Origin of the sequence: Methylophilus rhizosphaerae (genome assembly GCF_900100975.1) — a bacterium.
In the GTDB taxonomy this organism is placed as follows: domain Bacteria; phylum Pseudomonadota; class Gammaproteobacteria; order Burkholderiales; family Methylophilaceae; genus Methylophilus; species Methylophilus rhizosphaerae.
In genome coordinates, this window is sequence record NZ_FNFX01000005.1 from 193,364 (window position 1) to 219,629 (window position 26,266).

The 26,266-nt window shown below is 53.0% G+C and carries 24 protein-coding genes; 7 read left to right on the forward strand and 17 right to left on the reverse strand.

What is annotated here, in order from left to right; translation table 11 throughout:
• Positions 1 to 21: 21 nt before the first annotated feature.
• The 6 genes from BLP53_RS12730 to BLP53_RS12755 all read right to left on the reverse strand — a co-directional run bounded on the left by BLP53_RS12730 (position 22) and on the right by BLP53_RS12755 (position 5,469).
• A complete protein-coding gene (locus BLP53_RS12730; RefSeq protein WP_091472714.1) occupies positions 22 to 804 on the reverse strand; it encodes a prepilin-type N-terminal cleavage/methylation domain-containing protein in 783 nt (260 codons plus the stop codon).
• Entirely contained in the window at positions 788 to 1,402 is a 615-nt protein-coding gene (locus BLP53_RS12735) for a prepilin-type N-terminal cleavage/methylation domain-containing protein (protein WP_245652856.1), read from the reverse strand. Before BLP53_RS12735 ends, BLP53_RS12730 begins: the two co-directional genes overlap by 17 nt.
• A gap of 32 nt (positions 1,403 to 1,434) precedes the next feature.
• Positions 1,435 to 1,899, reverse strand: coding sequence for a pilus assembly FimT family protein (locus tag BLP53_RS12740; RefSeq protein WP_091472718.1), 465 nt, complete (start codon positions 1,897 to 1,899; stop codon positions 1,435 to 1,437).
• Between the two features lie 18 nt (positions 1,900 to 1,917).
• Complete coding sequence (locus tag BLP53_RS13895) at positions 1,918 to 2,376, reverse strand: type II secretion system protein (RefSeq protein ID WP_091472721.1); 459 nt, start codon at positions 2,374 to 2,376, stop codon at positions 1,918 to 1,920.
• 166 nt (positions 2,377 to 2,542) lie between these two features.
• Positions 2,543 to 3,757 carry a type II secretion system F family protein gene (locus BLP53_RS12750; protein ID WP_091472724.1) on the reverse strand — a complete coding sequence of 405 codons (1,215 nt, stop codon included), beginning with the start codon at positions 3,755 to 3,757 and terminating at the stop codon, positions 2,543 to 2,545.
• Positions 3,758 to 3,762: 5 nt separating this feature from the next.
• Complete coding sequence (locus BLP53_RS12755) at positions 3,763 to 5,469, reverse strand: GspE/PulE family protein (protein ID WP_176755298.1); 1,707 nt, start codon at positions 5,467 to 5,469, stop codon at positions 3,763 to 3,765.
• A gap of 88 nt (positions 5,470 to 5,557) precedes the next feature.
• Between BLP53_RS12755 and trmL the strand changes: the two genes are divergently transcribed.
• Together trmL and uvrD are read left to right on the forward strand one after the other, a co-directional pair.
• On the forward strand, positions 5,558 to 6,022 hold the full coding sequence (trmL, locus tag BLP53_RS12760; RefSeq protein WP_091472729.1) for a tRNA (uridine(34)/cytosine(34)/5-carboxymethylaminomethyluridine(34)-2'-O)-methyltransferase TrmL: 465 nt from the start codon (positions 5,558 to 5,560) through the stop codon (positions 6,020 to 6,022).
• A 701-nt stretch (positions 6,023 to 6,723) separates the two neighbouring features.
• A complete protein-coding gene (gene uvrD, locus BLP53_RS12770; RefSeq protein WP_091472736.1) occupies positions 6,724 to 8,892 on the forward strand; it encodes a DNA helicase II in 2,169 nt (722 codons plus the stop codon).
• Positions 8,893 to 8,967: 75 nt separating this feature from the next.
• Here uvrD and BLP53_RS12775 read toward each other — a convergent pair whose 3' ends face one another.
• From BLP53_RS12775 to BLP53_RS12790, 4 genes are all read right to left on the reverse strand, one after another.
• Complete coding sequence (locus BLP53_RS12775) at positions 8,968 to 9,756, reverse strand: BPSS1780 family membrane protein (protein WP_091472741.1); 789 nt, start codon at positions 9,754 to 9,756, stop codon at positions 8,968 to 8,970.
• 21 nt (positions 9,757 to 9,777) lie between these two features.
• Positions 9,778 to 10,704: a homoserine kinase gene (locus BLP53_RS12780; RefSeq protein ID WP_091472744.1), complete on the reverse strand. Its 927-nt coding sequence runs from the start codon at positions 10,702 to 10,704 to the stop codon at positions 9,778 to 9,780.
• 39 nt (positions 10,705 to 10,743) lie between these two features.
• Positions 10,744 to 11,088, reverse strand: coding sequence for a DUF2782 domain-containing protein (locus tag BLP53_RS12785; protein ID WP_091472747.1), 345 nt, complete (start codon positions 11,086 to 11,088; stop codon positions 10,744 to 10,746).
• Positions 11,089 to 11,151: 63 nt separating this feature from the next.
• Entirely contained in the window at positions 11,152 to 11,877 is a 726-nt protein-coding gene (locus BLP53_RS12790) for an LOG family protein (RefSeq protein ID WP_091472750.1), read from the reverse strand.
• A gap of 137 nt (positions 11,878 to 12,014) precedes the next feature.
• Here BLP53_RS12790 and polA point away from each other — a divergent pair, with 137 nt between their 5' ends.
• Complete coding sequence (gene polA, locus BLP53_RS12795; protein ID WP_091472753.1) at positions 12,015 to 14,774, forward strand: DNA polymerase I; 2,760 nt, start codon at positions 12,015 to 12,017, stop codon at positions 14,772 to 14,774.
• 39 nt (positions 14,775 to 14,813) lie between these two features.
• Here polA and BLP53_RS12800 read toward each other — a convergent pair whose 3' ends face one another.
• On the reverse strand, positions 14,814 to 15,365 hold the full coding sequence (locus tag BLP53_RS12800) for a FlgO family outer membrane protein (protein ID WP_091472758.1): 552 nt from the start codon (positions 15,363 to 15,365) through the stop codon (positions 14,814 to 14,816).
• The gene (locus tag BLP53_RS12805) at positions 15,365 to 16,039 is read right to left on the reverse strand and encodes a hypothetical protein (protein ID WP_091472761.1); all 675 of its coding nucleotides are present in this window, start codon (positions 16,037 to 16,039) and stop codon (positions 15,365 to 15,367) included. Before BLP53_RS12805 ends, BLP53_RS12800 begins: the two co-directional genes overlap by 1 nt.
• Positions 16,040 to 16,203: 164 nt before the next feature.
• On the opposite strand from BLP53_RS12805, the gene BLP53_RS12810 reads away from it, so the two are divergent.
• The 4 genes from BLP53_RS12810 (at position 16,204) to BLP53_RS12825 (ending at position 18,151) form a co-directional block, all read left to right on the forward strand.
• Positions 16,204 to 16,530: a helix-turn-helix domain-containing protein gene (locus BLP53_RS12810; RefSeq protein ID WP_091472765.1), complete on the forward strand. Its 327-nt coding sequence runs from the start codon at positions 16,204 to 16,206 to the stop codon at positions 16,528 to 16,530.
• Between the two features lie 196 nt (positions 16,531 to 16,726).
• Entirely contained in the window at positions 16,727 to 16,966 is a 240-nt protein-coding gene (locus BLP53_RS12815; protein ID WP_091472770.1) for a GlsB/YeaQ/YmgE family stress response membrane protein, read from the forward strand.
• Between the two features lie 162 nt (positions 16,967 to 17,128).
• Positions 17,129 to 17,869 carry a competence/damage-inducible protein A gene (locus tag BLP53_RS12820; protein WP_091472775.1) on the forward strand — a complete coding sequence of 247 codons (741 nt, stop codon included), beginning with the start codon at positions 17,129 to 17,131 and terminating at the stop codon, positions 17,867 to 17,869.
• Between the two features lie 12 nt (positions 17,870 to 17,881).
• A complete protein-coding gene (locus BLP53_RS12825; protein ID WP_091472779.1) occupies positions 17,882 to 18,151 on the forward strand; it encodes a YkgJ family cysteine cluster protein in 270 nt (89 codons plus the stop codon).
• On the opposite strand, the gene lgt is transcribed toward BLP53_RS12825, so the two are convergent.
• The 5 genes from lgt to BLP53_RS12850 form a co-directional block, all read right to left on the reverse strand.
• Entirely contained in the window at positions 18,146 to 18,940 is a 795-nt protein-coding gene (gene lgt / locus BLP53_RS12830) for a prolipoprotein diacylglyceryl transferase (RefSeq protein WP_091473096.1), read from the reverse strand. The genes BLP53_RS12825 and lgt overlap by 6 nt on opposite strands.
• Positions 18,941 to 18,995: 55 nt before the next feature.
• The gene (locus BLP53_RS12835; RefSeq protein ID WP_091472782.1) at positions 18,996 to 20,261 is read right to left on the reverse strand and encodes an MFS transporter; all 1,266 of its coding nucleotides are present in this window, start codon (positions 20,259 to 20,261) and stop codon (positions 18,996 to 18,998) included.
• A gap of 91 nt (positions 20,262 to 20,352) precedes the next feature.
• A complete protein-coding gene (locus BLP53_RS12840) occupies positions 20,353 to 21,819 on the reverse strand; it encodes an efflux transporter outer membrane subunit (RefSeq protein WP_176755299.1) in 1,467 nt (488 codons plus the stop codon).
• Positions 21,816 to 24,950 (reverse strand): efflux RND transporter permease subunit, encoded by a 3,135-nt coding sequence (locus BLP53_RS12845; protein ID WP_091472787.1) that lies wholly within the window; start codon positions 24,948 to 24,950, stop codon positions 21,816 to 21,818. The genes BLP53_RS12840 and BLP53_RS12845 overlap by 4 nt, the downstream gene beginning before the upstream one ends.
• Before the next feature lie 78 nt (positions 24,951 to 25,028).
• Complete coding sequence (locus BLP53_RS12850; protein ID WP_091472790.1) at positions 25,029 to 26,207, reverse strand: efflux RND transporter periplasmic adaptor subunit; 1,179 nt, start codon at positions 26,205 to 26,207, stop codon at positions 25,029 to 25,031.
• Positions 26,208 to 26,266 lie beyond the last annotated feature (59 nt).

Genomic DNA, 26,266 nt, shown 5'->3' on the forward strand with positions numbered 1-26,266 from the left:
TTATCCGATAAACCATGATTTTCATGGCGAATTCACCACATTAATCAGGTTCAATAATCGCGCCACCCCACCACTTTTTGAGAGTTCAAGCTGGGCGGTGAGTACCCCAGAGTGCTGCATCACGCCCTGGGTGTAGGTAAAATTGCAGCCGGTCACATCATCGGCCACCACATTGGCATTTGCGGCGTTAAAGCTGGCGAGGTGTGCCGAAGAAATACCGATATTGCTCACCATTAACAAGCGCCGGTTAGCCAGGTCGCAGACATAAGCCACTGCACCGTTCACAACATAAAAGCGGCTGGCAGGCGAAGGGAGTGAAAAGGCCGCGCCACTAAATTGCAACTGGGTCAAATTGCTGCCAGTACTGGTCAATGGCCGTATCGTATCGCCATTGTAGGCATCTGCCCCCTCTATGCCGAGGTTGTAAATCGCCAATTGATCCCCAGCGGTGACCGTGACCGATTCGCTCAGTACACTTAATGTATTAGCGGGTTGCCCGAAATCATCCTGCTTATAGCGCCCGCCTGCCTTAATCGGTACAAACTCGACATAGCCGCCATCGTCAGAGACATACACACTGTTGGGCAAGGCATTGCGGATATCGCGCGACATGCGCCGCAAGGCTACGTCGGCACGGTCGGCCAGTTCGTAATAGGCTTCCGAATTCACGTAGGCCATCACGGAATGATGGATAAACGTAGAAGAAATGCCGCCAATAATGGCCGTGATCACAATCACGACCACCAGCTCAATCAGGGTAAACCCGGCGCTTGAAGTGGCAACAGGTTTAGATTCTCGGCGCATACCGTACCCTGAAACCGGTTAACCGGATAGTCGTATTGGCTGGGCCGGTGACCGTGACCACAATCTTCAATACGGCATCAGTCGACATGCCAGTAAACGGCGCAGTACCCCCTGCCTGCGTAATTGCCACAGATGCCGCATAAGCATCCAGGCCGGGAATAGCCGCATTATTGCCAATACGGCAAATACTCGGGCAGCCGCCGCCCGGCATGGTAAAGCCGCCATAATCGGCCACATTATCAAACGGGTCACTGGCGCTATAGCGGCTTTCGCTGGCAGGCGTGGGGCCGTTGAGGTTGGCACTTTGGGAAACGGTACAGTTTCCGGCACTGGTAGCCGTGGAAGCATTTGGGTCATCAGGATCGCATAAGGTGAACGGCATCTGCTGGATTTCCTGCATCAGCGATTCGGCAATGGCAATGGCCTGCTTACGCGCCAGCGGGTCTGCGGAGTGGCTACTCATCCACGCCAGCGCACCCACCACACCGGCAATAGCCGTGGTCACAATCACGATAAATACCACCAACTCCACCAGCGAGAATCCCTGGTGATGTTTTCTGTTGATGGAGATGGATTGTTTATTGTTGGAGTGATTCATCGTTATCATGCCATGTGCCAGAAATGGCAGCGTCAGTGTACGTAGCCGGTATCTGGCTCAACCCTGACGACGATGGATTGGGAAGAATTTTTTGCATTGGTTACCGTATAACTCGCGAATTCATTCGGCACAGCACGACCCAGCGCGTCAAACCCCAGGCCATCGTTGCTCGCCTCTACCGTGACACTTTTTGAAAAAGTGAACACATACGCTGCCCCTGTTTCAGGATTGATCACAGCCTGATTACACCCAGCGTCGAAACACAGACTCACGGTATTCGGGCTAGCCCCAGCATTACGCACCGCAAACACATCGCGCCGTTGCGCAATGGCTGTTTTTTGTGCATAGCGCAATGTGGATGAAAGTAAACCCGCGTCACCGCGGGTTTCGAAAATATCGCCACTTGCGAATCTTGGGGTGGCAACTGCCGCCATAATGCTGATCAAGGCAATCACTACGACAAGCTCAACCAGAGTGAAGCCTTTATGCAGCCTCATGTGAGCGCAAACCCGTGATTACTTGCAGTTATCGGCAGTCAAGCCAGTGGTAGTCACAACACCGGTGCCCTCATCATAAGTAAAACTGCAACTATCAGGAGCGGCCGCATTCTTCGACTTAAACGTGGAGGTAGTGCCAGCGTGAGACACTATAAAATTGGTAGTATCCAACGATTGCAAAGATGCCTCAATCCCCGTTGCAGTTGCCTTGGGATAGCCAGGCTGATTTCCAGTATCATTCACATCAATGTCAACATTATCCATTTTTACTTTTGTACTGGTGCTACCTGCCGCGACCCAGGCCGCACGCGCCATACTGGCGGCAGAACGTACTGAAGCCGCCAATCCGTTCATACTGGCAACACGCGCATTACTCTGTACATTCACAAATCTCGGCAATGCCGTCGCTGCCAAAATCCCCAATACGGCAATTACCACTACCAATTCAACCAATGTAAAGCCAGCCTGTTTTTTCATTCCCAAGACTCCTAATCAAAATTCCCTGCTTTTATCATCACAGTGGCAGGTTCAAACTGCGTTCATCCCGTTCCAGCAAAAATTGTGCCAGACACTTTTGGTCCACGTTTGTCAAGTTTGGTAAACCTGAGCACGCTTATTGTTGCTACTTTCACCACATTTACCGCTAACCACCCTTAAGCATCACAGAGCTCATATCCCAGATCGGCAGGAACACGCCCAATGCCAGCACCAGTACCAATGCCCCTAAAAACATAATCATAATCGGTTCGATCTGTGCGCCCAAGGTTTTCACGTCATATTCAACATCTGCCTGGTACATATCGGCGATTTCCTGCATTAACTCATCCAGCGAGCCAGACTCTTCGCCGACGGCGATCATCTGCAATACCAATGAGTTAAACACGCCAGTTTGGGTGGCAGTTCTTAAAATGGTCTCACCACGCTCAATGCCGGAAGACATACTGAGGATTTTGGCAGAAATATAATCATTTTCCACCGTTTGCGCGACCAGACGCAAGGCTGACAGAATCGGCAAGCCACTACGCGTAGAGAGTGCGAAACTGCGCGCGAACCTGGCCATGGTGCCTTTGAAAATAATTTTCCCGGCAATCGGGATGCGCATTTTGAAACGATCCCACTGTGAGCGACCGGCTACGGTGCTGATATAAGATTTAAACGTCCAGACAGCACCGGCAATCATGGCAATCAGTACAAACCAGTAATTGCGCATAAAGCTGGAAAAGGCAATCAGTATTTTGGTGATCAGCGGCAGGTCTGCGTGCATGCTGGCAAACACTTTTTCAAATTGCGGGATCACCATGATATTAATCACCACGATCGCGATTGCCATTGCCGTCATCACAAAGAGAGGATAACGCAATGCTGATTTGATTTGCCCGCGCATAAAGCGCTCAAACTCGATATGCTCGGCCAGGCGCAGGAAAATATTATCGAGGTTGCCGGTGGTTTCCCCGACACGGATCATGCTGATATAAAAGTTATCAAACACTTTCGGATGTTCTGCCATGGCGGCGGACAATTCACGCCCGGCATCCAGGCTGGCACGCAATTGACCCACGACACGGGCCAGCTGTTTGTTGCCGACAGAACTCTGGATGCCACTGAGGGCACGCATAATCGGGATACCGGCCTTGAGCAAGGTGTAAAGCTGGCGGCTGAACAGCATCACGTCCAGACTGGTGACCTTTTCTTCAAACAACTTGAAAGCAGCAGCGGCCGCCGCCTGTTGCTTGATTTCTATCGGCGTGATTTTGGACAGCATAAGCGCAGTCCCCAACGCGTCCAGGTCTGTTGCCTCCTGCGTACCGGAAACCATCAAGCCCTCTTCACTGCGACCTTTGTATTCAAATATCGGCATGGGCGCTATTCTTCGAACTGGTTATCCACACGCATGATTTCCTCCAGCGTGGTTTTGCCCTGCAAGGCCAGTTGCAGGGATTGGTCACGCAAGGTTTTCCCTCTGAGCCGCTCACGCGCCTTCTGGATAAAGATATTGGTATCCGGCAGGTTGGCTGCCATGGCCAGGTCGTCTGTCATTTCAAGGAATTCATACAAGCCCACGCGCCCGAGGTAACCGGTACGGTTACAATGCTGGCAACCTTTGCCGTGCCGGAATGTAGCCGGCACTTCTGCGCCGCGAAGTACCTGGCGCAACCAGGTAGATTCGGTTTCGGCAGGCGTGTGCTCAACTGCACAATGCGGGCAGATCAGGCGCACCAGGCGTTGTGCCATCACGCCCAATAAGGACATCGCCACCATAAAACGCGGTACACCCATATCAATCAGGCGCACAGGGGCGGTAGAGGCGTCATTAGTATGTAGCGTGGAAAGCACCAGGTGACCGGTCATGGAAGCACGTAGGCCGGTCTGGGCAGTTTCCTCATCACGCATCTCGCCTACCAGCACAATATCCGGGTCCTGGCGCAAAATGGCACGCAACAGTTTGGGGAAGTCCAGCTCGATTTTTTCATTGACCTGGGTCTGGATAATGCCGGGCAAACGGTATTCCACCGGATCTTCCACGGTAATCACCTTGGTTTCCGGGGTATTCAGTTCACTCAGTGCGGAATACAGCGTGGTCGTTTTACCGCTCCCGGTCGGGCCGGTGACCAGCACCATGCCGCTGGGACGCGCAATCATTTTGCGGAAACGCTCCAGCAGATCGGGCGGCATGCCCAGTTTATCCAGCTGGAAATGCGCCGTATTCTGGATCAGCAACCGCATGACCACGGTTTCGCCATACTGCGTGGGCATGGTGGAAATACGCATATCCACCGCCTTGCCTTTGACGGTAAAACCAAAGCGGCCATCCTGTGGCAGACGCTTTTCGGAAATATCCAGGCCGGCCATGATTTTCAGGCGCATGATCAGGGCGGACACGATTTTAATATCCGCCTGCGTCTGGAAATGCATCACGCCATCAATCCGGAAACGGATCAGCAGCTTGTTTTCCTGCGGTTCGATGTGCACATCAGATGCGCGCACCTGCACGGCATCCTCAAAAATGGTTTGCAGCAGCTTGACCACAGGCGCATCATCAATGCCCAGATCCACGCCCATCAGGCTGGCGAGATCGACATTGCTGGCAGCGAGGTCTTCCTGCAACTCCAGTGCCAGCGAAGAGATTTCCTCGGTCAGCCGGTATGAACGGTCTATGGTCTGCATCAGCAGGCTTTCCTGCACCACGACAATTTCAATATCGCGCTTGAGCAGGCGGATTAACTCGTCATAGGCATAGACATCGGAAGGGTCCACCATAGCCACCAGGTAACTGTTGACCCGCTCTTCGATCAGAATGGCGCGGAAACGCCGGGACTGCACTTCCGGCAGCTTCTGCACCTGCTTCACGTCCAGCTCGTACTGGCCGAGATCAAGGAAAGGGATATTCAGTTGATGCGCAACCGCTTCGGCAATCTGCCGTTCGCTGGCAAAACCCTTGTCGGCAATCACACGTCCCAGCCGACGGCCAGTCTTGCGCTGTTCTTCCAGCGCTTGATCCAGCTCCGCTTGAGTCATGAAATTCTGCCTGACCAGAATTTCACCTAATCTGATTTTCTCGGGACGTGCCATGGCGTTGTAATTATTTATCGATAGTGACTTTTCTCGTCTATCATATCATCAACTGTCTAAACCTACGTTTACAAACAAGCTGCAAAAAATGTTTCATATTGTGCTTTTTGAGCCTGAAATCCCGCCCAATACGGGCAATATCATCCGGTTATGTGCCAATGCTGGCGCAAAACTGCACCTGGTCAAACCACTGGGGTTTGAATTATCGGACAAACACCTCAAACGCGCCGGGCTGGATTACCACGAATATGCCGAGCTGAAAGTCTACGAAAACTGGCTGGAATGCCAGCAGGCACTCCAAGGAAAACGCATGTTCGCACTTACCACCAAAGGCAGTACGAGGCATAGCGATTTACAGTTCCAGGACGAAGATGTGTTTGTGTTTGGCCCAGAATCGCGCGGCTTGCCGGAAGAAATTCGCGCCCAGTTCACACCCGAGCATCGCGTCAGGCTGCCGATGCTGCCGCATAGCCGCAGTTTGAACCTGTCAAACTCAGCTGCAATTCTGTTGTATGAAGCCTGGCGGCAGGTAGGTTTTACAGGCGGTATTTGAAATGAATAAAAAAAGCCCCGATTAAGGGGTAAATCGGGGCAACAGGCCTCATCGTAAAGGCTTCCGCTCAGGGAGGAAAGAAGCGGAAAGATGATTCATCATCATCGTGCTGGTATGAGTAGACACTGTTTTGAAAAGTTCCGGTTAATTTATTATTGTCACGAAATTACTAGTGACTCCATTTCTGCTTGTGTTTACGACTACAGGCAATTGGGTGATTTAGAGTAACGTTTTATTTCGCCTTTAGGCGACCATTCGTGGTTTTTATTGGGGCCGTTCAAGTTCCGACATTGCTAGTCAGATGAGACAAGTCTCCCTCCATCACGCTGAGTAGCGGAGACAAAATATGGGGAGAGGGAGCGACTGTCCGAATCCCGCGGTGGCCTGCAGGGTAGGCAGGCCGCCAGGATGAGTTTCGTGATGCTTATGCCCAAGTCCCGCAAAGCATCGGACGAAAGTCCTAAACTGAGCAACGCAAGGCAGCTGCAGGCCATAATGGTGGGTGCCCTCTTCTTTGATTACTTTCTGGGGAGCAAGCACCAGAAAGTGACTCGCCCCGAGGCGAAAAAGAACGCAACAATAAAGAACACCCCTATCCAACAATCCTACCTAAACCACAATTCGGTCTGCATCTGAACGCCACCCAAGCAACGGCTAAACAATCCGTTAAATTACCCATCACATCATGCGATAATAATCGGATGCAATCTGAAACCAACCTCCTCCACGACCTTAACGATAAACAACTGCAAGCGGTTACCCTGCCGCATGTCTCCGCCCTGATTCTGGCGGGTGCCGGTAGCGGCAAAACCCGCGTACTGACCACCCGCATTGCCTGGCTGATCCAGACCGGCCAGACCTCACCCATGGGCATTATGGCAGTGACTTTCACCAACAAGGCTGCCAAGGAAATGCTGACGCGCCTGACCAGCATGCTACCCATCAATACGCGCGGCATGTGGGCCGGGACTTTCCACGGTTTATGCAATCGCATGTTACGGGCGCATTACCGTGAATCAGGCCTGCCAAGCACTTTCCAGATCCTGGATACTGCCGACCAGTTGTCTGCCATCAAGCGCGTGATGAAAGCCATGAATGTGGATGACGAAAAATATCCACCCAAGCAGGCCATGGGCTATATCAACGGCTGCAAGGAGGAAGGTTTGCGCGCTGATGCCGTAGAAGCCTATGACGGCCACAGCCAGAAACTGCGTGAAATCTATGCCGCCTACGACCAGCAATGCAACCGCGAAGGCGTGACTGACTTTGCCGAACTGTTGTTACGCTGTTATGAATTGCTGCAACGCGAACCGCATATTCGTGCGCATTACCAGCAGCGCTTCCAGTACATTCTGGTGGATGAGTTCCAGGATACCAACCGCCTGCAATATTTATGGCTCAAACTGCTGGGTGGCGCCCACAACAGTATTTTTGCGGTCGGCGATGATGACCAGAGTATTTACGCTTTCCGCGGTGCACGGGTTGGCAATATGGCTGATTTCCAGCGTGATTTCCAGGTCGAGAATATCGTCAAACTGGAAGAAAACTACCGCTCGCACAGCAATATCCTGGATGCGGCCAATGCCATTATTGCCAACAATAATAACCGCCTGGGCAAGAACCTGTGGACGTCGGCAGGTAAAGGCGAACCCATCCGCATTTATGAAGCCTATAACGACACCGATGAAGCACAGTTTATTGTCGATGAAGTGAATATGCTGCAAAACGAAGGCGTGCCACTCGGCGACATTGCCCTGCTCTACCGCAGCAATGCACAATCACGCATCCTGGAACACTCACTATTTTCTGCCGGCATCCCGTACCGCGTCTATGGCGGCTTGCGTTTTTTTGAACGCGCCGAAGTGAAACATGCGCTGGCCTATATGCGCCTGATCGCCAATGCCAACGACGATACTGCCCTGTTGCGCATTATCAACTTCCCACCGCGTGGCATTGGTGCGCGCGGCCTGGAACAGTTGCAGGAAGCCGCGCGCCAGAACGAATGCAGTTTGTGGCAGGCCGCCACCAACAAAGTCGGTGAAGGCAAGCTAGGCAGCAAAGGCCTGGAGGGTTTTGTCGCACTGGTGCGCCAGATGGTGGACCAGGCCTACGGCATTGCGCTGGGCGAAATGGCAGAAATGGTCATCAACCTGAGTGGCTTGATGACGCATTACCAGAACGACAAGGAAGGCGAAGACCGTATTGAAAACCTGCAGGAACTGGTGACGGCTACGGTGGCTTTCAGCAAGCAGGATTTGGGCAATCACCATAACATGGAAGAAGATGCCGACCTGCTGACACAGTTCCTCAATCACGCCAGCCTGGAAGCCGGCGACCACCAGGCCGATGTCGGCCATGAAGCGCTGCAACTGATGACCGTGCATGCCGCCAAAGGGCTGGAATTTCACAGTGTGTTTATCAGCGGGGTAGAGGAAGGCTTATTTCCGCATGAACAGGCCGCCTATGAAAATGGCGGACTGGAAGAAGAGCGACGCCTGATGTACGTGGCCGTGACGCGTGCACGCCAGCGCTTGTATTTAAGTTACGCGCAAAGCCGCATGCTGCATGGCCAGGTGCGTTACGGCATTGCTTCGCGCTTTGTGGATGAGATCCCGGCAGAACTGACCAAACGCCTGAACAGCAAACCGGTCAGCAAATCCTATGCCACAGGCGGTCAATACACCCCCGCCCCCAGCGCACAATCCGGCTACCCATTCAAAATCGGCCAAGGCGTGCGCCATAACAAATTTGGCGAAGGCGTGGTGGTCAGCTATGAAGGCAATGCCAGCGACCTGGCAGTGAAAGTAAATTTTGGCAGTACTGGCCTGAAAACGCTGATGCTGGAATACGCCAAGCTGGAAAAACTGTAATTTCTCGCTGGATGAATGCAGTCCTGCAATAAAAAACGCCTGTCTCAACAGGCGTTTTTTATTGCTCACGGCATGTTAGTGAATCACGGGCGCAGCCCTGAATACATCCTTGTAACTGATGTACTGGAACGCAAACATCAGAGCATTGATCACCAGCAGGGCGGCGAATACCAGCAGCGGCATCAGCAATTGTGCCAGCATGGGAATCAGTGCGCCCAGGATACCGATTATCAATCCCAGGCCCAGCATCACTACCAGCATACCGACTGTCATCACCAGCCAGGAAACGCCCATGGGCATGGTGTATTGCAGCATGCCGGCAATACTTGATTTGATGGCTTTGGACAAAGGGTAGCCATTCAGGGCAATCAGCATCGGCGAGAACCAGGTGGCAATAAACAAAGGCAATAACAGCAACAGCACTTTGACAATGAATGACAGGGTATTTTCCAGGAACAGGGTCATTTGCGATTCGGTCATGCCCGCCTTGCTAGGGGCGTGGGCCACCAGCGCAGCCAGGTCACTGCCTAAAAGGTAGGTCGCCAGCACGGCATAAATCAGGCAACTCAATCCGAGCAACACCAGGGTTCTGAAGTGCGCCTGCAATTGCTGCCAGACCTGACGCGGAACCATCTCACCCTGTAAATCCACCTGGCGGTACAGCATGACAACAAAAGCCATGCAGGCCGGCCAGATGACGACAGAAAGCAGGCCCAGGAAGCCCAGCATAGGCAGGGACGGCAGTACCATGAAAATCACGATATAGGCCAGCGACCACAGCATCCAGATGTGGGGTTGTGTTTTAAACAAGCCTACACTTTCACGCACCCAGCGCAAGCCCCGTTGGGTTCCAATTTCTGTCATGTGTCTCCCTTTTAATCTTTTTTAAATTAACGCCTTGCGGTTAAGCAATATGTTTTCAAAATGTGCCGGATCCTTGGCATGCGTCAGTTCGCCCGCCACCGGGTAGTAAAAATCATACAGGCGGGATAACCAGAAGCGCAAGGCAGCCCGCCGCAACAAGGCCGGCCAGTGGGTTTTCTCGGCAGGCGTGAAGGCGCGTACGGACTGGTAGGCGTTCATGAATACCGCCAGCTTTTCATCCACAAACGCCCCACTCGCATCTACGCACCATTCGTTGACGGCAATCGCGACGTCATACGCCAGCACATCATGGCAGGCATAATAAAAATCAATAAAACCGCCCAGCTGGTCGCCATCGAACAGCACATTGTCGCGGAACAGGTCGCCATGGATGACACCATGCGGCAGGCTGGATAAATCCAGTCCATGCTGGAATTCCAGCTCTTCCTGCAATAAAGTTTGCTGCGCGGCTGCCAGTTTAGGCATGACTTGTTGCGCAGTCATGACACGCCAGCCCTGCCCGCGCTGGTTGTGGGACTGCTCATGGAAATCCAGGCCGGCAAAATGCATACGTGCCAGGGTCAGGGCGACCGCTTCAATCTGCACCAGGTTAGGGTCACTGACATCACTGCCTTTCAGGCAACTGACCATCAGGGCCGGTTTGCCATGGATACGATGCAACGCCACGCCATTGCTGTCAGTAACAGGTCGCGGGCACAACACACCGTGCCGCGACAGGTGCGTCATCAAATGTACAAAATAAGGCAGGTCATCAAAGTCATTTTTTTCAAACACGGTCAGCACAAAGCGTGCTTCACTGGTTTCAACAAAATAATTGGTATTGGTGATGCCAGCGGCAATGCCGCGCAGGGCTTGCAGTTCACCGATATGAAAAGGCGCCAGCCACTGGCGCACTTCTTCCAAACTCAGGGTGGTAAAAACAGACATGAGATTTACAGGCCCGCCATCACGGGCAGGCCACAAAGATTAGAATCGGAACAATGTCCATTGGGGAACAGACAGCGGACGGGTCGGGCCATCATTCACCCACTCGCCATCACGGTCTTCACGGTGTAAATAATACGGCTTGCCACTGGGTGGAATGACCTTGACCATATAGACATTGCCATTGATGCTGTATTCTTCAATGTCGTTTTCGCCATCTTTACGCTTGGTAATGGTGGGCTGATCAATGGGCTGGCCTTCAATGATCTTTGGCGGTGAAGGCACTTCTTCCAGCAGTTCGGCATTACCCGGGGCTGCTGCCCACACCGGTATCACTATACCGGCTGCACAAATTGCAGCAAGCAATAAACGGGAAACATCACGCATAGAAGACTCCTTAATCAGTGATTGCTATTCTAGCAAAAACCCTAAATGTGCATGTGAAATAAATTACAGGTAAAGCTGCATTTTGCGTTCTGTGGGGGTCAGCTCAAAACCGGTGGTTTCATAATGCTTGAAGATGGCATCGACAATTTTCTGCGGTTCATCAATGATCTGGATCAGCTCAAGATCTGCCGGTGCCGCCATGCCGTCCGCCACCAGCGTATCGCGCAACCAGTCCACCAGGCCGCTCCAGTACTGATGTCCGACTAAAATAATAGGCAGTTTGCGGGTCTTGCCGGTTTGTACCAGCGTAATCGCTTCCATCAGCTCATCCAGCGTACCAAACCCGCCCGGCATCACCACAAAGGCACTGGCATACTTGACGAACATGACTTTGCGCATGAAGAAATATTTAAAGCTGATGCCGATATCCTGGTAAGCATTGCCATGTTGCTCGAAGGGTAGCTTGATATTCAGGCCCACGCTCGCGCCACGGCCGGGAAACGCGCCTTTATTCGCCGCTTCCATAATGCCGGGGCCGCCGCCGGACAATACACTGAACCCGGAATCAGACAGCAGGCGCGCAATTTCTTCGGTGAGCTGGTAATAGCGATGGTCAGGTTTGGTACGGGCACTGCCAAAAATGGACACTGCCGGCATCACGGCTTTCAGGTTTTCTGTCGCGCCGACAAACTCGGCCATAATCTCAAACGCGCGCCAGGCTTCCTGATTGGTATCATCCCCATTCAGTAACTCCGGCTCTATCATGGTGGGCAGTTTTTGGCTGGTCATACAACAGTCCTTCGGAACACAAACCAAATTAGTGTACATGAACTCGCTTTGAAATGCGTAAAATACGCCATTGAACCGGCTTTTTGAATTAACCCTTTTGAATTAACCCTTTTGAATTAACCCCAGAGAATTGAACAATGAAAACCCTGCTTCTGGTAGACGGCTCCAGTTATCTCTATCGTGCGTTTCACGCCATGCCCGACCTGCGCAACTCGGCCAACGAACCGGTAGGTGCGATCCAGGGCGTACTGAACATGCTGCGCCGTTTGCACAAAGACTACCCCTCTGATTACAGCGCCTGTGTGTTTGACGCCAAAGGCAAAACCTTTCGCGATGACCTGTATCCGGAATACAAGGCCAACCGCGTCAGCATGCCGGACGATCTGCGCGTGCAGATTGAGCCGCTGTACGAAACCATACGTGCCATGGGCTGGCCGCTGATTATTGAAGAAGGCGTGGAAGCGGATGATGTGATCGGCGCATTGGCCAAACAGGCGGAAAAAGAAGGTATCAGAACCATTATTTCCACTGGCGACAAGGACATCACGCAACTGGTCAATGCACATATCACTGTGGTCAATACCATGCGCGACGCCTTCCGCAAAACCGATGACGTGCTGGACATTGCCGGCGTGGAAAACAAGTTCGGCATCCCACCCGATAAAATCATTGATTACCTGATCCTGGTTGGTGACACCTCGGACAATGTGCCCGGCGTGGAAAAGGTCGGCCCAAAAACAGCGGTGAAATGGCTGAAGGAATACGGCTCACTGGATAACATTATCGCCAATGTCGACAATATCAAAGGGGTGGTCGGTGACAATCTGCGCAAGGCTTTGCCCTGGCTACCGACAGCGCGCGAGCTGATTACCATCCGCTGCGATATCGGATGCTGCGAGCATTTTGATAACTTGATCCAGCAGGCACCTGACAAGGAAAAACTGCTGGCACTGTTCGATCATTTCGAGTTCCGCACCTGGAAGCGCGAACTGGATAAACTGCCGGAGGGTGCCTTGCCAACAGCTAACGAAACCGTTGCTCCAGCGGATTCAATAGCAGCCAGTCAAAAAACAGACTATACGCCAGACACTCGCCGCCAGTACCAGGCGATTTTCACGGAAGCGGAACTGGATCACTGGCTGGATAAACTACAGCAAGCAGAACTGGTGTGTTTCGATACCGAGACCACCTCCCTAGACCCACTGCAGGCAAAAATCGTTGGCGTGTCATTCAGCGTGACGCCTGGTGAAGCCGCCTATATTCCGTTAATGCATGATTACTTTGATGCACCAGCACAATTGCCGTTGCATGCGACGCTGGATAAACTCAAACCCATCCTGGAAAACCCGGCCATCAAAAAAGTCGGGCAAAACCTCAAATACGATATGCATGTGCTGGCCAATCACGGCATACAGCTGCAAGGCATCGCACATGACACCTTGCTCGAATCCTATGTGTTTGAAAGCCACAAAGGCCATGGCATGGATGAGTTGAGTGCGCGCCATCTCGGCATTGAACCCATCAGCTACGAAACCGTGGCAGGCAAAGGCGCCAAGCAAGTGGGGTTCAGCCAGGTGACTGTGGAACAAGCCAGCGAATATGCGGCTGAAGATGCCGACATCACCTTGCAGTTACATCGGGCACTCTACCCACAAGTGGAAACATCCTCAAAACTGACCTTTATCTATCAGCAAATTGAAATGCCCAGCATGCAGGTATTGCAGCGCATGGAGCGACATGGCGTATTGATCGATAGCCACATGCTGAGCCGCCAGAGCAACGAAATTGGCCTGCGCCTGATGGCACTGGAAAAACAGGCATTCGAACTGGCCGGCCAACCCTTCAACCTGGGTAGCCCCAAACAGTTGCAGGAAATCCTGTTTGGCAAGCTGGGCATCAAACCGCTGAAGAAAACACCTTCCGGTGTGCCTTCCACCGACGAAGACGTGTTGCAGGAACTGGCGCTGGATTATCCCTTGCCCAAGGTGCTGCTGGAGTACCGCGGCCTGGCCAAACTGAAGTCGACCTATACCGACAAACTGCCAAAAATGATTAACCCACAAACCGGGCGCGTGCATACCAGTTACAACCAGGCAGTGGCGATTACCGGGCGGCTGGCAAGCAGCGACCCTAACCTGCAGAATATTCCGGTGCGCACGGCAGAAGGTCGCCGCATCCGTGAAGCGTTTGTCGCACCTGCCGGCAGCCATATTGTCTCGGCCGACTATTCTCAGATTGAATTACGCATCATGGCGCACCTTTCGCAGGATGCCGGCATGCTGAGCGCATTTGCCAATAACGAAGATATTCACCGTGCCACGGCAGCAGAAATATTCGGCGTAGAGAAAGCCTCTGTCGATAATGAACAGCGTCGTTATGCCAAGGTGATCAACTTCGGCCTGATTTACGGCATGAGTGCTTTCGGGCTGGCCCAGAACCTGAATATTGAACGTAGTGCCGCGCAGAACTATATCGAGCGCTACTTTGCGCGCTACCCTGGCGTGCGTCGCTACATGAGCGAAACGCGCGAACTGGCCAAACAGCAGGGTTATGTCGAGACCATTTTTGGCCGCCGCTTATGGGTGCCGGAAATCAACAGCGCCAACGGCAACCGCCGCGCCGGTGCCGAACGGGCCGCCATCAATGCGCCCATGCAGGGCACGGCTGCCGACCTGATCAAACTGGCGATGATTGCGGTAGACCAATGGCTGACCACGGCAAAACTGCAAACCAAACTGATTATGCAGGTGCATGATGAACTGGTGCTGGAAGTGCCTGATGCCGAACTGGCGCTGGTACAACAGCAATTACCTGTGCTGATGCAATCAGTTGCCAAACTGGATGTACCACTGCTGGCCGAAGTCGGCACCGGCAATAACTGGGAAGCAGCGCATTAACCCGCTACCGGCACACGCTGTGCCGTTGGCCGGGTAGCATTACCGGTTCATCAGTAACGCGCGTACATTATTATCCTGCGCCAATGCATAATCGTGGGAGCCAATGACCACATTATCGTCACCCACCATTTTCAGGTTAACAAATACCTTGTCCCTGGCAGCGGCATAAGTACCTACCACAACGACCCTGGCGTGATGGGTCGTACTGATATCTTTCAGTTCACGCGAAAGCAATAACTCGCCTGCATCCTGTTTGACAAACAGATTGCCGCGCAACTTGACCTCAATCACCGAATATCCCAACTGGGAAAACCGGGCCTGCAATTGTTCCGAAATCAGGCGGCCCAAGCGCGAAGAAGCTTCCAGCGAATCAATATTCACCAATGTGGCGACAAGAACCGGGCTATCTTTGCGAATAGGTTGTTTCCACCGTTCAGTGGCGGCCATGCTCAGGACATCCGCTGCTTTATAACTGCTGCGGATCAACTCGTCTGCGCCTGTGTCCTCAGCATCAAAGGGGATCAAAGCGCAGGCAGAAACACAAAGTGTCATACAAGTCACCAGCAACAAATGACGAAATCGTACGGGCATTATTGCACCACTTTCCAGGTTTTTAACACATTGGGGCTGAACAAAGCAGCATCGGCTTTTTCGATGTAATACGCATCGGTTTTATGCATGTAATAGCGATTGTTATCTGCAATATAAGTCGTGACCAGCAACTCTGTACTGGTCGAGATGGCGCTTTGCCTGAATTGTTGATAAACATCATAAGCCGCTGCAACAGTCATACTGCCGGCAATCCAGGTATCCCGCGAAGCATTCAGCACGGCATCGCGCAATATCCAGAAACCCGCGACCTGCGCAGTGGCCGTTCCCGGCACATAGCCATATTTTTCAGGATTAAATCCTGGCTGATGCCAGATAACCTGTACGTGATAACTGACTTCCACCGCACCTTCAGGCGTAGTGGCTACGGGTGTGCCATGCGAGACCAATCCGCTTTTGATATAGCTGCTAAAACCCTGCTCGAAGTCGCTGTCTCCAGGCTTGACGTACAGCAAACGGTTATTTAAGGATGGCGTGTTACGTAATGTACGTTGCGTTTCTGCAACCACATCATTCGCAATCATATTCCAGTGCTGTGCCGCTGCAACTTTGGCTTGCGGTACGGTTGGAGGTTTGCTGGCTTCCGGCATATTGCCATTACCAGCACATCCGGCAACCACTGCCAAACAACATAGCCAGGCAGGCGTTTTCTTCATGGATTCCCTTTCGTGAGCAGACTATAGACAACATTCTTTTATATTTTGACGTCGGGTAAGGCACGACTGCGTCATGATGGCCATTGATACTAAGTATTACTTAGTATCGTGTCAAGCAAAAAACTAAGACTCTCTTAGCTTTATAAGCATTGGGTACATTTCCGATGGAGCCTGGGAAAGAGTCAAACATTGTGGCAAAAAGATTGCGTATGGCCAGACAGCAAACCGGGTTGTCGCAGAAAAAACTTGGCATTCTGGCCGGTATTGACGAGTTTTGTGCCAGCGCACGTATTAACCAGTATGAGCGCGGCAAACATATTCCCGATATTTACATGACAGAACGGCTTGCGCAGGTCATGAATGTACCGATGTGCTATCTATATTGTGAAGATGATGAAGTCGCAGCAGGCCTGTTACAGTGGCACCAAATGACAGCGCAAAACAAAGAAAAACTACGCAAGCTATTACAGCAAATGTCGATGGCAGAATAAGTATCTCTGATCCTTCATGCAGATAACAGCCAGGAAGTGATGCATTATATCCATCAAAAAACTTGCACAAATCAAGGTTCACGTTCACACTGTTTTTTGCCAGCCTTTTCTGGCAGGACTTTCCTGCACGGACTGACAGAAAGTCTGGCAATTGATGGTTAGCATACGGTTTCATCACAACAACAAGGAGATGCACATGCTTTGGACCATAGTAGTTGGCATTATTTCTGGCTGGTTGGCTGGTTTGATTATGAAAGGGGATGGTTACGGCCTCATCTGGGATTTAATTCTGGGGATTGCCGGCGCTGTCGTCGGTAGCTGGGTGTTTGGCTTGCTGGGACTAAGTGCCAGTGGCGGCATGGTAGGCAGCATTATCGTCTCTACCATAGGCGCGGTAATCCTGATTTTTATTTCCCGCCTGCTGCATAAAGCCTGATGCCGGCCTAGCCGTTTTATCTGATTCAAGAATGGCGATGATTTCCTGATCATCGCCATTTTTACTGGTATTGCCTCTATCCCCTGCCTGCAAGCGAGGCGCCCATGACCATGGCTGGCGGCTGCTATAATAGACCACAGGCAAATCAACCATTCCCTTCTCATGCAGTCATTCGGTATCTATATTATTGGCGACGAAATACTCTCCGGCAAACGCCAGGATGCACATCTTAGCAAAGTGATTTCTCTGCTCTCCGCCCGCGGCCTGTCATTGAACTGGGCCTATTTTATCGGGGACTCTCCCTCGGAAATCACCCATCACCTCAAAACCAGCATGACACGGGGCGATGTGGCATTCAGTTTCGGCGGCATCGGTGCCACACCAGATGACCATACCCGTCAATGCGCGGCAGAAGCGGCTGGCGTTCCGATAGCACGCCATGCCGGTGCGGTGGCGAATATCGAAGCGCGTTATGGGGAAGGTGCTTACCCGAAACGGGTATTGATGGCGGATTTTCCCCAAGGTTGTGAGCTAATTCCCAACCCGGTGAATCAGGTGGCAGGCTTCAGTATCCATCAGCATTATTTCGTGCCTGGCTTTCCAGAGATGGCCCACCCCATGGTGGAGTGGGTGCTAGACACCTATTACAGCCATTTATTCCATACGCGCGATTACCTGGAACAGGCTATTGTGGTGACCGAAGCCGGTGAAAGCGACCTGATTGACCTGATGAACGACCTACTCGCGCGGTATCCAACACTGAAACTGTTCAGCCTGCCCCGTATCAACCAGCGCAGGACAACCGAAGTGGGCCTGAAAGGCGAAAGCCTGCTGGTCAGGCAAGCCATATCGGACTTGAAGGCGGGTGTATCTGCCCTGGGCTATCCATGGACAGATATTTGAAAGAGTGAATGAATGGAGTGCCGTCCGCAATGTGGTGCCTGCTGTATCGCCCCGTCTATTCACAGCCCGATTCCCGGCATGCCCAACGGTAAGCCGGCTGGCATACCCTGCATCCAGTTGGATGAAGAATATCGTTGCAAATTATTTGGCAAGCCGGAACGGCCGGATTTTTGTGGTGGGTTACAACCTAACCTGGAAATGTGTGGCGATCACCGGCAAAGCCGTAGCTACGCCATCCAGTGGCTCAGTGCACTTGAACTGGCCACCAGGCCGGACTTATGAAGGCTGGCGATAGGCCCAGCGCAACATTCCCAGGCCAACCAGTATCATGGGCACGCATAACCATTGCCCCATACTCAGGCCAAGGGACAACAGGCCGAGGAAACTGTCTGGCTCCCGCGTGAACTCGACCAGGAAGCGGAAGCTGCCGTAACCCAGCAGGAACAAGGCAGACACCGCGCCTACCGGACGCTTCTTCCCGGCAAAGCACCACAGGATCAGAAACAGCAGCACGCCTTCCAGCGCAAACTCATACAGTTGCGAAGGATGACGTGCCAGGCTATCCACTTGCGGAAAAATCATGCCCCAATCGCTATTGGTCGGCCTGCCCCACAACTCCCCGTTGATAAAATTACCCAGGCGACCTGCGCCCAAGCCGATTGGCACCAGTGGCGCAACGAAATCCATCAACTGCAACCACACCACCTTGCGTCGACGTGCGAATAGCGCCATCGCCACCATCACCCCAATGAAACCGCCATGAAACGACATGCCGCCCTGCCACAAGGCAAAAACCTCCAGTGGATGCTGCAGGAAATAAGCTGGCTGGTAAAACAGCACATAGCCCAGGCGCCCGCCAAGCACCACGCCTAGGGCGATATAGAACAGCATATCGTCAGGATCCCTGTCCTGCCATGGCGAAGCAGGGTCAATTCTGGACAAGCGTTTCACCTGGTATTGGCCCAGCCATAATCCGCCGAAGAACCCCACCAGATACATCAGGCCGTACCAGTGGATACCGAAGCTGCCAATCTGTAATGCAATAGGGTTAAATCCTGGGTGGGTAAACAACATATCGGTCTGCTTTACCGGAAAAAAACTGCATTATACCCGTAGCCAGCACGCTTCAGTCATGCCACATACGCGAGGGCTTGATTCGCCAGACCGCCAGCGCACTGATCGCCGCCATGGCCGACATATAAAAGCCGACCCAGGACAATCCGCCCTGCTCTACCAGGAACTGCGCAATCGCCGGCGCAAAAGAAGCGCCGAGGATGCCGCCCAACTGGTAAGCCAGGCCAGCGCCACTGTAGCGAACCGCCACCGGGAACTGTGCGGGTAAAAACGCCCCCATGGGCGCAAATGTCACCCCCATCAAGAACAGCGCCAGGAACAAAAACAACCCTACCCACCACAATTGCCCGCTTCCCATCATGCTCACCAAGACAAACCCGAGCAGGCATGCCAGACACTGGCCTGCAAGCAGTACTGTACGGCTACCGATGCGATCCGACCACCAGGCAGAAAGTGGCGTTGCCAGCGCCATGCCTGTCACCGCCACGCATAACAGGCCAAGAAACACCGGGCGCGGGATATGCAATGTCTGCGTACCGTAACTCAGGCAAAATACTGTCGCCGTATAAAACAGGTGGTAGCAAATGCCCATTGCCAGCGCGCCCAGCACAATCGCGCGGCCATGCTGCAATAGCAGGCTTTTCAATGGCCAGCGATGCAGATGGTGCGCGGATTGCGCCTGCGCAAATACAGGTGTTTCCGCCAGCCTGAACCTGACATACAAGCCCGTCATCACCAGTGCTGCGCTGATGATAAATGGCACCCGCCACCCCCATTGCAGGAACTGGGCTTCGGTCAAGCCAAGACTTAACCCCAGAAAAGTCAGCGTTGCCAGCAAAAAGCCTATTGGTGGCCCTAATTGGGGAAACATGCCATACCAGCCACGCTTTCCTTCCGGCGCATATTCAGTCGCCAGTAATGTAGCACCTGCCCATTCTCCACCCAGGCCCAGGCCCTGGCCGAACCGCAACAGGCACAGCAATACCGGCGCCCATATGCCCAGGGTCGCGTAACCGGGTAACAATCCAATCAAAAAGGTGGAAATGCCCATGACCAGCAAGGAAGTGGCCAGGGTGGATTTACGGCCGAACTTGTCGCCGAAATGGCCAAACACCACAGCACCCAGCGGGCGGGCAATAAATGCAAGCCCGAAAGTCAGTAACGCATTCAGCGATTGCGCAGCAGGCGCACTGGCTGGGAAAAACACCTGCCCGACCACCAGTGCGGCGGCCATGGCATAAATATAAAAATCATAAAACTCGATGGCGGTACCAATAAAGCTGGCAAACGCAATACGGGACATGGAGGGGGCAGTCATGGCGTCATCTTGGCAGTGAGGCGGAAGGGAAATAAAAAAACCGGAATAACAATATCATTGCTATTCCGGTTTTGTGAAGCGCCAGTAAAGATTACTTTTTGGAGATCGCTTCGTTTGCCGGCACGCTGCCGGGGTTCCAGCCGCCACCCAGTGCCTTGAACAACGCAACCGATGCCGTCAGCGTATTCTGGCGGGTTTGGACCAGTGCCTGCGATGCTTCATTATGGCTGCGCTGGGCATCCAGCACTTCCAGGTAGCTGGTATAACCGGCCTCATAACGGTTCTGCGCGACTTGCAGGATATTGGCCGTCGTTTTTTCCTTGGATTGCGCCAATGTTTCCTGCTCACGATACTGGCTGGCATTCACCAGTGCATCGCTCACCTCGGTAAAGGCGGTTTGCAAGGTATTCTGGTAGGTTGCCACAATCTGCTTTTGCTGGGCCGTTGCCTGATCCAGGCGCGCATTCAATCGCCCACCGTTAAAGATAGGCAGGTTGAGGTTCAACCCCAGGGACCAGACACGTGCCGGTGATTTCAGCAGGTTATTCAGTGCGATACTTTCCCCGCCATAGGCCGCTGTCAACGAGATACTCGGGTAAAACGCTGCCCGTGCCACGGCGATATTGGCATTGGCCGAGACCATGTCCTGCTCGGCCTGGCGCACATCCGGTCTGGCGGCCATGAGTTCGGAAGGCAATCCGGTCGGTGGGGTGGGTGGCGACGGCATGGCCATCAGGTCACCTGCCGCAATTTTCAGGCCCAGGTCATTGGTCAGCAAACCAAGCTGGTGTTCACTCAGGGCACGCAGGCGCTTCAGTTCCAGTATCTGGGTTTGCAATGTAGTCACCACCAGTTCTGCCTGATGCTGGTCCAGGATAGTCGCCACGCCACCTTCAACCCGGCGTGTGGCCAGGTCCAGGCTGTCTTGTGCCGTTTTCAGGTTTTGCTCATTGACCAGCAATTGCGCATCCAGGCTACGGATCATCAGGTAATGATTCGCCACCAGGCTGGAGAGTGACCAGGTGACGGCTTCCTTGGCATAACGCGTCGCCAGCAACTGGGCACGCGCGGCTTCATTTGCCCGCCGCAACTTGCCCCACAAGTCCAGCTCGTAACTACCGTTCAAGCCAATTTGGTAGGTTTTACGCGGGTTATTGCCAAATACCGGGAACACACCGGATTGCGTCACGCGGTTACGTAATCCGGAACCATTCAATTCCACCGTTGGTAGCAGGTCAGCACCGATTTCACGCGCCTGGGCATCCGCTTCTTCAATGCGGGCCACCGCCACTTGCACGTTATTGTTTTTAACCAGCGCCGTTTCCACCAGTTGGTTCAACTGGCTGTCATTGAACAGCGTCCACCATTGCTGCAAAACCAATTGCTGTTCGGCACTGTGCTCGCCTGTCCCGGCATGATCGTAATTGGCCGGTAATTGTGGCTCAGGGCGGGAATAAAAATCACCCAGCACCTGGCAGCCGGTCATGGACAAGGTCAACAACCCCAGCAATAAGGATTGCTGTAACGGTTTTAATGCAAATTTCACTGTCGGTTTCATACCGATTCCTCTTCTACAATATGGCCGTGGTGACGCACTTTTTTCTCACTGGTCAACCAGGTAAAGAACAACGGAATAAAGATGGTGGCAATAAACGTTGCCAGCAACATACCGCCGAATACGCCGGTCCCCATGGATTGACGCGCGGCTGCACCGGCACCGGTCGCGAATACCAGCGGGAGGATCCCCAGCATGAACGCCATCGACGTCATCACAATCGGCCTGAAACGCAGACGGGCTGCTTCCAGTGCTGCTTCAGCCAACGGCATACCCTCTTCCATTTTCTGCGAAGCAAATTCCACGATCAGGATCGCGTTCTTCGCCGCCAGGCCAATCAGCGTAATCAGGCCGATCTGGAAGTAGATGTCGTTGTTCATGTGACGTGTCAACACTGCCAGCAAAGCACCGGTCATGGCAAACGGAATCGCCATAATCACTGCCAGCGGCAATGACCAGGTTTCAAACTGCGCCGCCAGGATCAGGAACACCATCACCGTCGCGAAGGCAAAAGCCACCAGCGCAGCAGAGCCTGTGCGTTTTTCCTGATAGGCCTGCCCGGTCCAGGCAATCGCATAACCATCTGGCAGGTTTTCCTTGGCAATTTTCTCGACCAGTTTGATAGCATCACCAGAACTTACGCCGGGCGCACCGCTACCAAACACCTTGGCAGACAACAGGCCGTTGTAACGCTCCAGTTGCTCGGCACCGACGATATTGCTGACCTTGGCCAGGGCAGACATAGGCACCATATTGCCATCAGGACTCTCGGCTGTCGGCTGGCTGCGTACATACACTTTGCCCAGGTCTTCAGGCTTCATGCGGTAACCGGCTTCAGCCTGCAATTGCACGCGGTAAGTACGGCCGCTACGGTTAAAGTCATTCACATAGAATGAACCCATGGTGCTTTGCAAGGTGGCATAAATATCAGCCACTTTCACATTTTGTGACAAGGCCTTGGCTTCATCCACTTCGATAAACAACTGTGGCACCGTCGGACGGAAGAAGCTGTTGATACCTGTCAGCTGCGGATTCGCACGCATCGCATCCATGAAGTTGTTCATGACTTGCGCCAGCTTGATCGGGTCAGTGTCGCTATGGGTTTGCACATAGACTTCAAAACCACCGGCAGACCCCAGGCCACGAATGGCTGGCGGGTTAACCGCGAAGCCCATGCCATCCGGCTGGCTCATGCCGATACCAATCAGCTTGCCTACCATCTGGTCGGCATTGGTGGTACGTGCATCCCAGTCGGTCATACGCACGAACATGGTGGCCGCATTGGTCTTGTTGGCACCGGTCAGCAACTCAAACCCGTTCACCGCAAAGTCATGCGCGTTGGCAGGATCTTTTGCGACGGCTGCACGGATATTTTCTGTGGTTTTCGACGTGCGATCCAATGTTGCACCATCAGGCATGACCACAATACTGATCACATAGCCTTGGTCTTCCGGCGGCACGAACCCGCCCGGCACAGCACGGAACAGGAAAATCATAACCATCAGCATGCCACCAAACACCACGGCACCAATGATCTTGTGATGCAGGGTCAGGTTGACGGTCCCGGTATAGAAACGCGTCAGTCTTTCAAAGCCTTGGTTGAATTTCCTGAAAAATGCATTCTCGTGATGGCTGCTTTTCAGGATCATCGCGCACAATGCAGGCGTCAATGTCAACGCCACCACACCGGAAATCACCACGGCAATCGCCACGGTCACCGCAAACTGGCGATACAGCTCGCCCGCGATACCGCCCTGGAAAGCCACCGGCACAAACACCGCGCACAATACCAGCACAATCGCCACTACCGCAGCCTGTACCTGGGCAATCGACTTGATTGCAGCATGCAGCGGATTCAGGTTTTCTTCCTTCATCAGGCGTTCGGTGTTTTCCAGTACCACGATCGCATCATCCACCACAATACCAATCGCCAGGATCATGGCAAACAGCGTCAGCAGGTTAATGGAGAAACCGAAAATATACAGGCCGGCAAAGGTACCGATAATCGAAATCGGCACCGCAATCATCGGAATCAGTGTGGCGCGCCAGCTCTGCAGGAACAGGAATACCACCAGCACCACCAGGATCAGCGCTTCGCCAAAAGTATGGAATACTTCATCAATCGTCGCCTTCACGAAGTCACTGGTATCGTACGGAATGTTGTAATCCATGCCTTCAGGGAACTTGGCTTTCAACTCGTCTACTTTAGCCTTGATGGCTTCGGCGGTTTCCAGCGCGTTAGCACCTGACTGCAGGAAAACAGGCAACGCCACACCGGGCTGGCCATTCAGTGAGGAAGCCACGTTATAGTTCTGCGCACCCAGCTCAATCCGTGCGACATCTTTCAGGCGCAGCACACCATTGGGGCCTTGGGCACGCACGATGATATTACCGAACTCTTCAGGCTCAACCAGCCGTCCCTTGGCCGTCACCGTAAAAGAAAGCTGCTGGCCGGGCAACGTTGGCTCGGCGCCAATTTTACCCGCAGCATATTGCGCATTCTGGGCATTAATTGCCGTTGCAATATCCGTGGTGGAAACGCCCAGTTGTGCCATGCGGTCGGGACGCAACCAGACACGCATGGAGTAATCCTGCCCACCGAAAATCGTGACATCACCCACGCCTTTGATACGCTTGAATTCATCCAGCACGTTCAAGGTAGCGTAGTTACTCAGGAACAGGCGGTCATGTTCTTTCTTGCTTGAAATCAGCATCACCACCAGCAGAATATCGTTGGAGCGCTTCTGCACCACGACACCGGTACGACGTACATCTTCCGGCAAGCGTGGCAAGGCAATATTCACGCGGTTGCTGACGTTAAACGTGGCCTGGTCTACATCGGTACCGATATCGAACGTGGCCGTAATGGTCAAGGTACCACTACTGTCAGAACTGGAGTTGAAGTACAGCAGGTTTTCCACCCCGCTCAGTTGTTCTTCAATCGGGGCCGCCACCGTTTTGGACAATGTCTCGGCACTTGCGCCAGGGTAAGTTGCTGTAATCAGCACCGTGGGGGGTGCAATTTGCGGATATTGTGCAATCGGCAACTTGAAAGCGGCTGCCAGACCGGACAATACGATGATGATAGACAGCACGCTGGCAAAAATGGGGCGTGTGATAAAAAATCGGGTCATATCGTTTTTCCTGAAATCAGCCTGAACACCCGGTGTTCAGGCCGTCAATAAGTAGGGTATAAGCGAGGAAAGCGTCAATTAACTCTTGGTTTGGCCCTGAGGTGCAGAAGTAGGGGCAGCCTCCGGCGCATGGGGTGCCACCGGCGCACCAGGGCGCACCTTGATCAGGTTATCGACAATGACCTGATCGCCTGCTTTCAAGCCATCCAGTACGCTCCAGCGGTCTTTAAACCAGCTGCCAACAGTCACGGTGCGTACGGCCGCAATGGTTTTACCTTCCTTGTCTTTTTCAGCGACAAAGACAAACTTGCTTTGCTGGCCAGTCAATATTGCGGTCTGTGGCACCAGGAATACCCCGTCGCGCTTGCCTGTGGTTAAACGCACTCGCACAAACTGCCCTGGCAATAATGTGCTGTCAGGATTCTGGAATTCTGCACGTAACTGCTGCGTTCCCAGCGCCGGATCAATCTGGCTGGCAGAGAAGTTGATTTTGCCTGACAGCGGATACTCCGTGCCATCAGCCAGAATCAGCCGTACATCTTCGACATGCCCGGGGCGTAAATGACCTCCCAGGCTGATCAGATCAGATTCAGACAAGCTAAAACGTACCCAGATCGGCGACACTTGTACGATAGTACTCAATAAAGTGGTGTTGGCATCCACCAGCGCACCTTCGGAGAGCACGAAACGGCCGGCAATCCCGCTTTCAGGCGCTTTCACATGGGTATAGGACAGATTCAGTTCGGCTTCGCGCAACTGTGCCTGGTATTGCAGCAATGTCGCGGCTGCCACACTATTGTCCGAAGCTGCATTATCGTACTCACGCTGGCTGATGGAACGCGTATCCAGCAAACCTTTCAAACGCTGCGCTTCGCGGGCTGTTTGCTCTATCCTGGCTTTTTGCTGTGCAATCAGCGCCCTGGCCTGTTCAACCTGCAACTGGAATGGTACCGGGTCAATCAGAAACATGTCCTGGCCAGCTTTGACTTTTTCACCTTCCTGGTACAGGCGTTTCAGTACAATGCCGCCTACACGCGGGCGCACTTCAATTTGTTTGGCACCCTCGGTTTGGGCGACCACTTCGGTTTGAATCGGCACTGTTTCGGCAGTGACCGCTTGCACGGTGACTGGCATGGCAGGCATGCCGCCGGCCGCAGCATTTTGTTCATTGGAAGATTTTCCGCAGGCACTTAACATCATGCCCAAAACCAGCATAAGCAGTACACGATGAGGCTGGATAGTCTGTGAAATCAACATGTTACCCTCTAAAAATTTTTAAAATAGACTTGATTACATACAATCTTGGATGTATATTA

What these genes read in the sequence shown, in the direction of transcription:
- BLP53_RS12730 (WP_091472714.1), bottom strand. Translation starts at nt 804, where the DNA reads ATGCGCCGAGAATCTAAACCTGTTGCCACTTCAAGCGCCGGGTTTACC.
- BLP53_RS12735 (WP_245652856.1), bottom strand. Translation starts at nt 1,402, where the DNA reads ATGAATCACTCCAACAATAAACAATCCATCTCCATCAACAGAAAACAT.
- BLP53_RS12740 (WP_091472718.1), bottom strand. Translation starts at nt 1,899, where the DNA reads ATGAGGCTGCATAAAGGCTTCACTCTGGTTGAGCTTGTCGTAGTGATT.
- BLP53_RS13895 (WP_091472721.1), bottom strand. Translation starts at nt 2,376, where the DNA reads ATGAAAAAACAGGCTGGCTTTACATTGGTTGAATTGGTAGTGGTAATT.
- BLP53_RS12750 (WP_091472724.1), bottom strand. Translation starts at nt 3,757, where the DNA reads ATGCCGATATTTGAATACAAAGGTCGCAGTGAAGAGGGCTTGATGGTT.
- BLP53_RS12755 (WP_176755298.1), bottom strand. Translation starts at nt 5,469, where the DNA reads ATGGCACGTCCCGAGAAAATCAGATTAGGTGAAATTCTGGTCAGGCAG.
- trmL (WP_091472729.1), top strand. Translation starts at nt 5,558, where the DNA reads ATGTTTCATATTGTGCTTTTTGAGCCTGAAATCCCGCCCAATACGGGC.
- uvrD (WP_091472736.1), top strand. Translation starts at nt 6,724, where the DNA reads ATGCAATCTGAAACCAACCTCCTCCACGACCTTAACGATAAACAACTG.
- BLP53_RS12775 (WP_091472741.1), bottom strand. Translation starts at nt 9,756, where the DNA reads ATGACAGAAATTGGAACCCAACGGGGCTTGCGCTGGGTGCGTGAAAGT.
- BLP53_RS12780 (WP_091472744.1), bottom strand. Translation starts at nt 10,704, where the DNA reads ATGTCTGTTTTTACCACCCTGAGTTTGGAAGAAGTGCGCCAGTGGCTG.
- BLP53_RS12785 (WP_091472747.1), bottom strand. Translation starts at nt 11,088, where the DNA reads ATGCGTGATGTTTCCCGTTTATTGCTTGCTGCAATTTGTGCAGCCGGT.
- BLP53_RS12790 (WP_091472750.1), bottom strand. Translation starts at nt 11,877, where the DNA reads ATGACCAGCCAAAAACTGCCCACCATGATAGAGCCGGAGTTACTGAAT.
- polA (WP_091472753.1), top strand. Translation starts at nt 12,015, where the DNA reads ATGAAAACCCTGCTTCTGGTAGACGGCTCCAGTTATCTCTATCGTGCG.
- BLP53_RS12800 (WP_091472758.1), bottom strand. Translation starts at nt 15,365, where the DNA reads ATGCCCGTACGATTTCGTCATTTGTTGCTGGTGACTTGTATGACACTT.
- BLP53_RS12805 (WP_091472761.1), bottom strand. Translation starts at nt 16,039, where the DNA reads ATGAAGAAAACGCCTGCCTGGCTATGTTGTTTGGCAGTGGTTGCCGGA.
- BLP53_RS12810 (WP_091472765.1), top strand. Translation starts at nt 16,204, where the DNA reads ATGGAGCCTGGGAAAGAGTCAAACATTGTGGCAAAAAGATTGCGTATG.
- BLP53_RS12815 (WP_091472770.1), top strand. Translation starts at nt 16,727, where the DNA reads ATGCTTTGGACCATAGTAGTTGGCATTATTTCTGGCTGGTTGGCTGGT.
- BLP53_RS12820 (WP_091472775.1), top strand. Translation starts at nt 17,129, where the DNA reads ATGCAGTCATTCGGTATCTATATTATTGGCGACGAAATACTCTCCGGC.
- BLP53_RS12825 (WP_091472779.1), top strand. Translation starts at nt 17,882, where the DNA reads ATGGAGTGCCGTCCGCAATGTGGTGCCTGCTGTATCGCCCCGTCTATT.
- BLP53_RS12835 (WP_091472782.1), bottom strand. Translation starts at nt 20,261, where the DNA reads ATGACTGCCCCCTCCATGTCCCGTATTGCGTTTGCCAGCTTTATTGGT.
- BLP53_RS12840 (WP_176755299.1), bottom strand. Translation starts at nt 21,819, where the DNA reads ATGAAACCGACAGTGAAATTTGCATTAAAACCGTTACAGCAATCCTTA.
- BLP53_RS12845 (WP_091472787.1), bottom strand. Translation starts at nt 24,950, where the DNA reads ATGACCCGATTTTTTATCACACGCCCCATTTTTGCCAGCGTGCTGTCT.
- BLP53_RS12850 (WP_091472790.1), bottom strand. Translation starts at nt 26,207, where the DNA reads ATGTTGATTTCACAGACTATCCAGCCTCATCGTGTACTGCTTATGCTG.